This window comes from Pseudacidobacterium ailaaui, assembly GCF_000688455.1.
Classification (GTDB): Bacteria; Acidobacteriota; Terriglobia; order Terriglobales; family Acidobacteriaceae; genus Pseudacidobacterium; species Pseudacidobacterium ailaaui.
Map to the genome: position 1 here is coordinate 154856 of NZ_JIAL01000001.1, position 11471 is coordinate 166326.

10 protein-coding genes, 1 tRNA gene and 1 pseudogene are annotated in these 11471 nt (G+C 54.1%); 3 read left to right on the forward strand and 9 right to left on the reverse strand.

Annotation, left to right across the window (positions count from 1 at the left end):
* Nucleotides 1–3: 3 nt before the first annotated feature.
* Nucleotides 4–3273, reverse strand: a complete 3270-nt coding sequence (locus N655_RS16555; protein WP_044933737.1) for a TonB-dependent receptor — start codon at nt 3271–3273, stop codon at nt 4–6.
* A 211-nt stretch (nt 3274–3484) separates the two neighbouring features.
* Here N655_RS16555 and N655_RS16560 point away from each other — a divergent pair, with 211 nt between their 5' ends.
* From N655_RS16560 to N655_RS0100690, 3 genes are all read left to right on the forward strand, one after another.
* Nucleotides 3485–3718: a FeoA family protein gene (locus tag N655_RS16560; protein WP_238324415.1), complete on the forward strand. Its 234-nt coding sequence runs from the start codon at nt 3485–3487 to the stop codon at nt 3716–3718.
* Nucleotides 3715–5604: a ferrous iron transport protein B gene (feoB, locus tag N655_RS0100685; protein WP_026441446.1), complete on the forward strand. Its 1890-nt coding sequence runs from the start codon at nt 3715–3717 to the stop codon at nt 5602–5604. The genes N655_RS16560 and feoB overlap by 4 nt, the downstream gene beginning before the upstream one ends.
* Before the next feature lie 174 nt (nt 5605–5778).
* The gene (locus N655_RS0100690; RefSeq protein WP_026441447.1) at nt 5779–7389 is read left to right on the forward strand and encodes an ABC-F family ATP-binding cassette domain-containing protein; all 1611 of its coding nucleotides are present in this window, start codon (nt 5779–5781) and stop codon (nt 7387–7389) included.
* 77 nt (nt 7390–7466) lie between these two features.
* Here the strand turns inward: N655_RS0100690 and N655_RS0100695 are convergent, their stop codons facing one another.
* The 8 genes and pseudogenes from N655_RS0100695 to N655_RS0100725 form a co-directional block, all read right to left on the reverse strand.
* Nucleotides 7467–7901: a DUF6526 family protein gene (locus N655_RS0100695; RefSeq protein ID WP_044933743.1), complete on the reverse strand. Its 435-nt coding sequence runs from the start codon at nt 7899–7901 to the stop codon at nt 7467–7469.
* Between the two features lie 49 nt (nt 7902–7950).
* Entirely contained in the window at nt 7951–8277 is a 327-nt protein-coding gene (locus N655_RS0100700) for a hypothetical protein (RefSeq protein WP_026441449.1), read from the reverse strand.
* Between the two features lie 3 nt (nt 8278–8280).
* Nucleotides 8281–8736 carry a lipocalin-like domain-containing protein gene (locus N655_RS0100705; RefSeq protein WP_081823492.1) on the reverse strand — a complete coding sequence of 152 codons (456 nt, stop codon included), beginning with the start codon at nt 8734–8736 and terminating at the stop codon, nt 8281–8283.
* Nucleotides 8737–8771: 35 nt separating this feature from the next.
* The gene (locus tag N655_RS0100710) at nt 8772–9014 is read right to left on the reverse strand and encodes an aldo/keto reductase (RefSeq protein ID WP_162173462.1); all 243 of its coding nucleotides are present in this window, start codon (nt 9012–9014) and stop codon (nt 8772–8774) included.
* A 69-nt stretch (nt 9015–9083) separates the two neighbouring features.
* Nucleotides 9084–9761: a tyrosine-type recombinase/integrase gene (locus N655_RS16565; RefSeq protein WP_049961162.1), complete on the reverse strand. Its 678-nt coding sequence runs from the start codon at nt 9759–9761 to the stop codon at nt 9084–9086.
* Nucleotides 9762–9808: 47 nt separating this feature from the next.
* A pseudogene (locus tag N655_RS21130) lies at nt 9809–9928 on the reverse strand (Arm DNA-binding domain-containing protein); the annotation flags it as partial.
* Between the two features lie 304 nt (nt 9929–10232).
* A tRNA-Gln gene (locus N655_RS0100720) sits at nt 10233–10306 on the reverse strand.
* Between the two features lie 118 nt (nt 10307–10424).
* Complete coding sequence (locus N655_RS0100725; RefSeq protein ID WP_026441452.1) at nt 10425–11471, reverse strand: 2-oxoacid:ferredoxin oxidoreductase subunit beta; 1047 nt, start codon at nt 11469–11471, stop codon at nt 10425–10427.

Below are 11471 nucleotides of genomic sequence, written 5' to 3' on the forward strand. Positions count from 1 at the left end.
ATTCTAGAAAACAATGTTCCCCCCAATCTGCAAAAATCTGGGAGTGTATTGGCTGGTGGCCTTTCCAAAATTGGCATCCGGCAAGTTGGTGTCCATTCCGGTCAGGTTCGGCCGGTTGAAAAGGTTATAGAACTCAAAGCGTAGCTGGAACGATACGGCCTCTGTGATGGCGGTATTTTTCAGAAGCGCAGTGTCCCACTGAGCAAACCCTGGACCACGGAAGGCGCTGTAACGCTCATTGCCCTCTGCTCCGAAGGTTGAGGGTGCAGTAAAGTTTCCAGCTGCAAAAAGTCCCTGAAGATAGTTGTGCCGTCCGGTCGAATAGTGATAGCTCACTACATCCGGGAAATCATAGTTGTCGCCATCTGCGTTGTAGTCGCCACTACCAGGGGCATATCCGATGAATTTTCCGCTGCTGTCCGTCAGAGCCTTAAATGCTGCATTGGTAGAGACTGTGAACGGATTTCCAGACTGAAGTATCGTTGTACCGCTTAACTGCCAGCCACTTCCAATCCGGCCCAAAGCTCCATGACCGCTGTTCAAAGAGGGGAATTCATAATTCCATGCCAGCGAAAAGCGATTGGGAGCATCCCAGATCGAGGGTCCGTACCACTGGTGTGGATTGATGTATGTCGGATACACCTGCGTGTCATCCTTTGAAGAAGAGTAAGTATATGCCGCCGTAAAGAATGCACGGGAAAAGCGCCCGCGCAGCGACAAGATCATGGCGTTATAGTCCGAGACCCGATCATTCTGCGTGTAGGAAATTGTGCCAAAGCTGGTATTTAGGCGGGTAGGGGCGGTGCTGTTGTGGATGATAAGGTCTCCCGGCAGTTCGTTAATGTCCTGGCCATAGCTCACGTTGTAGACCTGACCGCCGCCGGAAAGCAGGTCACGCCCATTGGCCCCGGAGTAAGAAATGCCGGCCACAAGGTGATTGGAAAGCTCATGCTCCAGCGATGCAGAGTAAATGTAGCTGACTGGGGAGCGCAGGTTCGGATCAATCCCGCCCACACCAAATTGCAGTCCGCTGATTCCCCCCTTTGCATCCAGTGTGTAGGCGGAGATGGAGGGAGCAGGGAAATTGAAAGGTTTTTCATTCGATGTCCCGAACCCAAAGACCGGTGCCGGTGTTTGGCCGCCATAAAAGGTGGGGAAGATGTCGCCAGGAGGATTACCACGGAATTCTTCCTGAACGTTCGCCAGTGTGGGCCAGTTATGATAAAAACCAGCACCTGCTTTGATAAGCCACTTGCCGTCCCCCGCCAGGTCCCATGCGAAACCACCCCTGGGGCTGAAGACATCTGTAATCGAGCGGTTCAAAGCGTGATGATGGCGGACGAGAACTCCATTGGCAATCTGTTCCTGCAAGGTCTGTCCGGGTCCGTAGTAGAAATTTGAGAAAGCCGTGTTTTGGCTGCGTGACCAGGGGTTGCCGAAATCGTCCCAGCGGAGACCATAATTAATCGTAAGGCGGGGCGATGCCTTCCAGGTGTCTTCCGCGAAGGCCCCATGCGTTATGCCCGCGGCATTCCAGTTCCATTGGTCTCTCTGTCCCGTCAATGGGTTGTAGGCCAATCCTGTTTCTGTGTAGACATTGTCCTGCGCCAGATCTAAGAGGCCATTGAACTGAAAAGTAGGTTGATCATACGGGCCATTAAAGATTTCTACGTCATCGCCAAATAGTCCCTCATAGCCAAACTTCAGCACATGAGATTTGAATGTATGCGTCAGCACGTCACGCCAGTGATAGTTGTGCTGAATAAAATCTCCCTGGGCAAACCCTGCACCAAATCCTGATCCGATGCCTGTCACATTGACCACAGGAACACTAAACAGGCCCTTTTGCGGCTCTATCCCTTCGACGCGCATCATGGCAAAGGCCGCTTCATTCAGGGTCGTGGGATTGAAAGTGTGCGTTTCATTGACTTGAATGGCATATTGGCTGAAGGTGCTGGTTGTATCAAAGGCCGCCCGTGGACTCACGCCATTCGTATTGAGGGTGGTGCGATAGAAGGTCCCATAAAGGCGGTCGTTTGCAAGGTCTTTGTCAAGCCGGAAGTTATATTGCGTGCCATTGCGATATGACGAAGATGTGAAATTTCCAGTATCAATCATTGCTGTGCTGCACGGCAGATTGTTGGTGGCCGCTGTACCGCAGGTGCCGGGGTATAACGAGCTCGCAGTTGCCGCTACTGTCACATTCGAAACGTTGCTTACTGGATAGCTGGCCAATAGCTTGGTCCCCACCGAATTGGGATAGGCTGCCTGCGCATAGGCAGTAAAGGCCGGGTCTTCAAACGACGTGGTATAACTGGTCGCTGCTGATGAGCGCAACGGTTCTATAGCAAAGAAGAAGAAGCCGGCTTTGTGGTGAGGCACGATCGGCCCGCCGATGGTGGCCGAGATGTTATTGCTGTGGAAGGGCGCATATTTGTGCGTAAATTCCGTTCCGGCAAAGAAGTTCTGGTAAGTGAAGTAGTCGCTGGCGTTTCCGTGATAAGTATTGCCACCGGATTTGGTCGTCATCGTCATCTGGATCGAGCTGGCACGGCCATAATCCACGTTATAGGTATTGGTCTGGATGCTGGTTTCGGCAATGGAATCGGGATTTGGCGTCATGTTCAGTACACCCGGTCGGATCGAGCTCGTCACATCCAGTCCGTCTACGACGTACATATTCCCTACGGCACCTTGCCCATTTGCGCTGGCATCTACCTGGGTTTCTGTGGAATAGTTGTCGCGGCCAGACCCCGGGCTACCATTACTGGTGACTCCGGTGCCCGTAACGCCCGGTGCAATCGTGACCAGTGAGATCATGTTGCGTCCGGCCAAAGGCAGTGTGGAAAGAGTTTGAGTAGACAACGTTTCCTGGAGGCGAGTGTCGGCCGTGTCTAGAACGGGTGTTTCCGTGGTGACCTGAATCGTTTGGGTCGCTCCTGCTACGGCAAGGCGAACGGGAAAATTCAGCACCTGGCCCGTTTGCAGCAGTAGAGTATTGTGGGTCTCTCCAAAGCCGGAGGCGCTTGCCGTAAGCTCATAACTTCCCGGAGCCAAACTGACAAACAGATAGACACCGGATGCATTGGAAACGGCCGTATGTCTTTCTCCTGTATCTGTTTTTGTCAGGACCAGAGTCGCATTGGGAACAAGTGAACCGGAGGGGTCCTGCACTTCTCCGGTAATGGACCCGCTGAACTGAGCAAAAGTGAATTTCGCAGAACTGAAGAGGGTAAGAATGGCAAGAAGACAGCCCCACGCTGTGCGTCTCATAGTGGTTCCTCCTGAAGAAATTACAATACTTTGGAAAACGTTTTCTAAATCGCTAAAAACTTTATTGGGATAAATTCACCCTTGTCAACCCCTTTTTTCATCAACAAGGGTTTTCCCTCTTTTTTAACAAAATCGAACTCGGATTGATTAAGTCCGATTTGCTGTATGATGAAAAAGGAGTCTTTAGTTTCGGGTTAAGCCATTGACTGCATTGAGTGAACTGCAAATCGGCGCAAGCGGTATCATCGAAACGCTGCATCTGCCCGATGAGATCCAGCACCACCTGATGCACATGGGTTTTATGCCGGAAGCGCGGGTGAGGGCGGTGCGCCGTGCTCCGGCCGGTGACCCAACGGTCTATGCCATTGATGGGATGGAAGTTGCTTTACGGCGCGACACGGCACGATGGATCCGTGTCCGGGAACTTGAGGAAGGGCAAGCATGAGCAGTTGCTGTACGCCAGCTACGGTAGAAGTGGATACCAGACCTCGGGTGGCCGGAAAGATCCACACGGTTGCTCTGGTTGGTCCACCCAATTCCGGAAAGTCCACACTCTTTAACCGCCTTACGGGCCTTCGTCAGAAAGTGGCGAATTATCCCGGAGTCACCGTTGAGCAGCACTATGGCAGGATGACCGGAATTGACCGCGGAGACCTGACCCTCATTGATCTGCCAGGAATTTATAGCCTCAACTCTCACAGTGAAGATGCGCGGGTCGCAGTAGAAGTGCTGCATGGTCGCATGCCAGGAGCGCCTGTTCCGGATGCTGTGCTGCTGGTGCTCGACTCGCTGCATCTGCAGCGGCAGCTCATGCTGGCTGCGCCTGTTCTTTCTCTGGGACTTCCCACCTTGGTTTTGCTCAACATGAGCGACCTGATGGAAACACGTGGAGGAGAAGTAGACACTCTTGCGCTTGCGCGGGAGCTGGGAGTTCCTGTAGCGAAGATCAGTGCGGCCCGTGGCACCGGACTGGACGCGATCCGGCATTTTCTCGATCAGAAGAGTGACTCGATGAAGGCAGCGGCCCCGCGGCTTGAATTGCCTGTGATGGGGAATCCACGTTCCTATCGGCAGTGGGCCACGGGAATCAGCACACGGACCAAATACAAGGCCCCTTTGTCCTCCGATTGGACGCGCAAGCTGGATGCCGTGCTGCTGGGCCGCGTGACCGGCCCGCTGTTTTTCATGGCCGTAGTCTTTGCGGTCTTTCAGGTGGTGTTTTCGATTGGGCGTCCGATGAGTGATGCGCTCCAGGACCTGCTGAACACCTCAGGCGACAAAGTGGGTGTTTTGCTGGGCAACGGCTGGTTGCAGTCGCTGTTGATTGATGGTCTCTGGAAGGGTGTGGCCTCTGTGCTTGTCTTCCTGCCTCAGATCCTGCTGCTCTTTCTCTTTATCGGGATCCTCGAAGACTCCGGCTATCTGGCCCGGGCCGCTCTGATTGCCGACCGGGTCATGCGTGCGATTGGATTGAACGGCAAAGCATTCATTCCCCTTCTTTCCGCCTATGCCTGCGCAGTCCCGGCCATTATGGCCACACGCACGATAGAAAATAAGCGCGATCGCTTTGCCACAATTCTGGTTACGCCGTTTATGACATGCTCTGCGCGGTTGCCCGTGTATCTGCTCATGATCGCGGCTTTTGTTCCGAACAAGCCGTTGCTGGGGGATTTCTTGGGATTGCAGGCAGCAGTCATGGTAGGGCTTTATGTGCTGGGGTTCCTGGCTGCGTTGTTTACTGCGCGCTTGCTGAAGTCTTCTATTTTGAAGGCGTCATCGGCGCCCTTCATTCTGGAACTCCCGCAGTATCGTGTGCCCACTCTGCGCTCTTTGGGGCTGCGGCTGCTGGACCGGGGCACAGTCTTTGTAAAGCAGGCCGGGACCGTCATTTTGAGCGTCATGCTGGTACTCTGGGTACTCAGCCACCTTCCTTTCCATGCCGATCTTTCCCAGAGTGTCATTGGTCGTCTGGGACAGTTCATCGAACCCGCCATCAGGCCGTTGGGCTTCAACTGGAAAATTGGCATCGGTCTGTTGAGCTCCGTGGTTGCCCGCGAGGTCATTGTGGGGACGCTGGGCAATCTGTACGGGGCCGATCCGGCAACACAGTCGCTGACTCTACAGGCCGCGCTGCGTCACGATCTTTCTCTTGGTGGGGCGATGGCGCTGGTGGTCTTCTTTGCCTTTGCCATGCAATGCACTTCTACGCTTGCTGTTGTAAAGCGCGAAACCAATAGCTGGAAATGGCCCGCTCTGCAATTCGCATACATGAGCGTGCTGGCCTATCTGGCGGCACTGGCCACCAATCTTCTGGTGACGCATTTCTTTTAGCAGTAGGGGCATTTTCAGTAAAATAGAAGTCAGGCTGAAGCGGGCGGACCGCTTTCCGGGATCATTCCACACGGCGGCGCAATTCTACTCACCTTCAAAATCAAGTGGAGGGTCAGGAGCACGTCTTGGACGCGAAGGTGATTTGCGCGCTCTTTCTTGAAACAGGAACATACGATGATTTCAGTCAACAATGTGACGATGCGCTATGGGTCGAAGGTCCTCTTTGAGGATGTGACCACAACCTTTACCCCAGGGCGGCGCTATGGACTTACTGGGCCCAATGGTGCAGGCAAGTCCACTTTTATGAAGATTCTGTCAGGTGAACTGGAGCCGCAAAAGGGCACAGTGGTACGCCCCAAGAAGATTGGCGTGCTGCGCCAGGACCAATACGCCTTTGATGCCTATCGGGTGATTGACACAGTCATCATGGGCAATCAGGCCCTTTGGGCAGCAATGGAAGAGCGTGATGCCATCTATTCCAAGCCAGAATTGACCGACGAAGACGGCATGCGCCTCGGCGAGCTTGAAGGAATTGTTGGAGAAGAGGACGGATACACTGCCGAAAGCGATGCGGCCATTCTGCTTCAAGGGCTGGACATCCCGGATAATCTGCATGAGCGCAAAATGGGCGAATTGCAAGGCGGGCAGAAGGTCCGAGTGTTGCTGGCGCAGGCCCTGTTTGGCCATCCGCAGGCGCTGCTGCTGGACGAGCCAACAAACCATCTGGACCTGGACTCTATCCACTGGCTGGTGGATTTCCTGCAAAAATTTGAAGGCACGCTGATTACAATTTCGCACGACCGCCATTTCCTGAACAGCGTCTGCACGCACACGGCAGATATTGATTACCAGACCATCATTACGTATACCGGCGGATACGATGACATGGTTCTGGCCAAGACGCAGGTCCGGGCCCGCCTTGAGGCGCAGAATGAGCAACGTGAAAAGAAAATCGCTCAGTTGAACGAGTTTATTGCGCGCTTCTCTGCAGGAACCCGCTCAAGCCAGGTGACCAGCCGTAAGAAGGAAGTGGAGCGGCTGCAAACAACGGAATTGGCAAAATCGAATATTCAGCGTCCCTATATCCGCTTTGATCAGGCCCGACCCTCTGGCAAGCATGTACTGGAGATTGAAGGGCTGAGCAAGAGTTATGGTAGCCAGACAGTCTTTACCGGATTCAGCAGTGCTGTCATGCGGGGTGAGAAGATCTGCCTGATTGGTCGCAACGGTCAGGGGAAGACGACCATGCTCAAGTCGCTGCTGGCAAGCGTTCCTGAACTTGCAGAAAAAGACTTCTCTCCTGATGCGGGTGCAGTGAAGTGGGGACACGAGGCGCAGATTGGATATTTCCCTCAGGACCATGCCGGCGTCATCGAGCATGGTATGACCGTGAACGAATGGCTCCATCAATTCGATCCTAAAGCCACGACGGAAGACATCCGTGGGATTCTTGGCCAGATGCTCTTTCGCGGTGAGGAGGGGTTGAAGCCCACAGCAGCACTTTCCGGAGGTGAAGCGGCACGGCTTATCTTCTGTAAACTGATGCTGCAAAAGCCGAACATCCTGGTTCTGGATGAGCCGACGAACCACCTTGACTTGGAATCCATCAATGCATTGAACATTGCCTTGCAGCGCTATGAAGGAACTGTCCTGCTGGTGACGCACGATCAGGACCTGATCGAGGAAGTAGGCACACGCATATGGCACTTCGAGAACGGAGCGATTGACGACTTCAAAGGACCATATGAAGAGTATGTGGCCTCGGCTGCGTCTGCGCGAGGATAGGACAAAGCGGTCCCTGCAAGGAAGGGACCATACCTCTTTCCCTCAGGGCGGGTAGGAAAGTCAGGCGCTTACACAGATCAGACGCGCCAATGGTCCGGGCGCCAGTGCTTAATTCTTTGTTTGATCTCTTTTGCTTCCAGATGATTTTTGAGGGTCTCTTCTACCAGAGCGGGAACTTCTTCATCGGAGGCGAAGCGCAGGGCCACGAGTTGACTTTCTCTTAACTCAGGAATCCGCGAGCGTAGAGGCTCTGACAGAAGTGCAGAAAGCCGCAGACGCTCTTCCAGGCGGATCAGGCGGTCCTGCACCTTCAGCGGGTTGATCCGGACAAGGAAAGCCATGATCAGCAGGGCCACGGCCATGATGAGCATCCACACAGCATTAGGATTCGGATGCCTGATGAGTAGAACAAGCGAATAGATCAGGTTAAGAATCAGTACCGGCACAAGGAAATAATGAAACGCCGGCTGTATGCGAACGTGGTTGGCGTAAGTTTGCGGTTTCTGGTCCATCGGACTCCTCATTTTACAGAAATTTCGGCCTTTTCACGTTACAGGACGTTCAAACCTTATACGGTATGCGTATCGGTTTGCGGCGCAAAAACGGCATCACAGCGTGTCCAAGGATGGTGCCGCTGAAAAAGGGTGAGAAATTCTGCTTGATTGTGACGGCGTTAGCGTAGAACTGCCCATGACTCGGGCTGAAGGTCGATTCCAGGTCCAAAAAATCAGCTGTGCTTCCATCACTGCATCGCGTGGCGTTTCCGGAGATACCAATCTGGGCTGAACATGTGGTGATCTGCGCCTGGGCTTCGTCTAGATTGCAGTTGGTGTTTGAGGTTTCGTTGTCCGCAACGAATTGCCAGATGAAAAGCAGCCGGGCAGGCACAACTCAGTAGCGTTCCCAAATGACCGACCAATGCTGACTGGGTTGGGTGGGCCGGATAATCATGTGCCGTCTGTCCGGAAAATCGTAACGCAGCGTCTCGCTTGTGCCGACGAGCTTCTCCCGGGTCGCCGATCCTTCAATGTGATAAATCAGTTGGTGTTTCCCCTCGTTAAGATCATAGGTACCAAACGTCGCTTCGTAGCCGTCGTGGACGAACTCATTCTGGAGAGATGTCTGCGGGTACATGAGCTGGACAGCGGCGTGACCGTCCTTTGTGTAGATCAGGATTCCAGTGGGATCCGGCGCTTCAGAAGGCTTGCCGTCCGGTCCTGGCGACTCAATGCGTACAAGGCGCCAAGTTCCAACGACCTTTGGCTGAGCAGGTCGCTGGACGTAAAACAACGTTGCTAGGATGCACGCCAAAAGCAGGGTGATGATTTTCAACGAGAGACGTTTCATCCGCAGAATCTCCTAACTTCGAACTGGAATGAGTCCTAACGGCCAACCAGCTTCTGATGGAACTCCGGATAGCGTGCACCCTCGATCCTGACCTTTGATAACGCCTCTTCGAGGGTTGCGACATCGGATTCGCTGAGTTGAACCTCAGCAGCACCAAGGTTCTCGTCCAGGCGATCCCGCCTTGTTGTTCCGGGAATGGGCACGATCCACGGCTTCTTTCCGAGCAGCCACGCGAAGACAACCTCCGATTCCGTGGAATTGATAGAGTATAGGTTCATTGGCGTAAAACAAATTCTTAGTCCCTTCGCCAACATGATCAATAGAGTCCCGGGAAGAGTATCCGCTCTTCAACAGTGGTCGGCCCATTCCCCACACCTGTGCACGACGGCTCCAGGGAAGACGAGCCTTCCGGTTCCCGTAAGCAGTTTCAGTGCCCGGAGCACTTCCACTGCCTGCCGCGATAAGGGCACGATGTGAGGCGTATCCATCTTCATCCGTCCGGCGGGAATGTCCCACCGAGCGTGTTCAAGATCGAACTCCTGCCATTCGGCCTCAATCAATTCAGAAGTGCGAACAAACGTGTATGCCAGCAGCCGCATAGCGAGACGAGTGAGTGCGTCGCCTTCATAGCCTTGCATCCGACTCAGCAAAGTCGGCAACTCCCTGGCATCCACACGGGCAACGTTCTTTGAATTGCGCTCGGCAAGAATGTCGCTCGGCTTGAAATCGGTAGCGGGATTACGACTGGCAAGGCCATGGGCAATCGCATACCGGAAGATCTGGCCCGCTGTCTCGTGCGCTCGCTTCGCAACATCTCTCGCACCCCGGGCCTCGATGGCGATCATCAGCGTGCGGATATCAGCGGCGTTCACGTAGTCAATGAACTTGTGTCCAAAAGCCGGAAATATGTCGGCTTCCAGGCGCCGCAGAACATAATCCGTATGGCGTGGTGATTTGCCGACGGCCCACCATTCCCACCACTTCCGGGCGATCTTCTCAAAGCTGCTTTCGGCTTGGCGCTGCACCGCCTCTGCTGCTCGCTGCCGAGATTCCGCCTCGGCTCGGCTCGGCGCTCCGCCATCGGATCAATTCCGGCCTCCAGCTTCTTGCGCTCGGCGAACTGTCGCTCACGCGCCTGACCTAAACTCACGATGGGGTATTCGCCCAGCGCCATCAGCTTTTCTTTCCCATCGAACCGATAGTGCCAGCCTCACCGCTTCGATCCGCCGGGATTAACCAGCAAGAAGAGACCGTCGCGGTCATATATCTTGAAAGGTTTCGATTCCGGCCTTGCATTACGGACGCACCTCACAAGTGGGGTATTCACGTCCTACCCCACTTTTAAGGGGATTGTACCCAATCCGTACCCCACTTTTTTTGTGGCTGCAAACCCACCTTGGCGCACGTTTGCGAACAAATAATCAATGTAAATTATTGATTGTATTGGTAATTTTGAGTTGCAAGTAAGTTCGGAGAGGTACGGGGAAGTCCGTGATTGGCTGCCCCCCAGGGATTCGAACCCCGATATGCTGATCCAGAGTCAGCTGTCCTACCATTGAACGAGGGGGCAGTACAGAAAATTTCAGGCTGGCCTTCCTTATAGTAAAGGCTCCCAGGAATATGGTCAACCTGACGACAAGGCCGCAGAGTATGCACCTTGCGGCCTTGCCTCTTTCACATCTTGGGAATTACTTCAGCTTTGCCATGATCTCATCGAGCACCTGCTTCGAGGGACGCACGCGCTCCTGCGGAAGCGTGCCCAGCGGCTCATCTACCAGATTCAGCAAATCGGTGAAGCTTGGTTTCTGAGTGTCAATGTAAAAGACACCGGTCAGGACCTCGCCCCGAGCACTGGCTTCCATGAGCGCTTTTACGGCAGCAACGCGGTCGGTCGGATTGTAGTCCTCGTGCAGCTTGCGCAGCCGCAGATGCGAGCCATCGTGCATCGTCACGTCGTAGGTCGAGCCTGCATCGTAATCAATGCTGATGTCCTCAAAGTGCGGGACAAAGCCTACTTCGCTGATGGCCTCCTCATGCTCCTGCATGTACTTGTAGCTCTTGGTTGATCCTTCGTGATCGTTGAAGGTCACGCAGGGCGAGATGACATCGAGCATCACCGTGCCTTTATGCGCGATGGCCGCCTTTAGCATTGCCAGGAGCTGCTTTTTGTCCCCAGAAAACGACCGTCCCACAAAGGTCGCACCGAGCTGGATAGCAAGGGCGCAGGTGTCAATGGCAGGAAGGTCGTTGATGACTCCCGTCTTCAGCTTTGAGCCAATATCTGCAGTCGCTGAGAACTGGCCTTTTGTCAGACCATATACGCCGTTATTCTCAATGATGTAAATGAGCGGCAAGTTGCGACGTAGCAGATGCACGAACTGTCCCATGCCGATGGAGGCGGTATCGCCATCGCCGGAAACACCAAGTGCCAGCATCGTCTTGTTTGCCAACAGTGCACCCGTGGCCACTGAAGGCATCCGTCCGTGCACGCTGTTGAAGCTGTGCGCACGGGAAAGAAAATAAGCCGGGCTTTTAGAGGAGCAGCCAATGCCAGAAAGCTTCATCACACGCTCAGGCTGGACGCCCATTTCATACATCGCGTCAACGATGCGTTCAGAGATAGCGTTATGTCCGCATCCGGCGCAGAGCGTGGTCTTGCCGCCGCGATATTCAAGGATGGGCAACCCGAGGCGGTTCACTTTTGGTGCGGGGGCTGGTGTTGCTGTTGTTGCCAT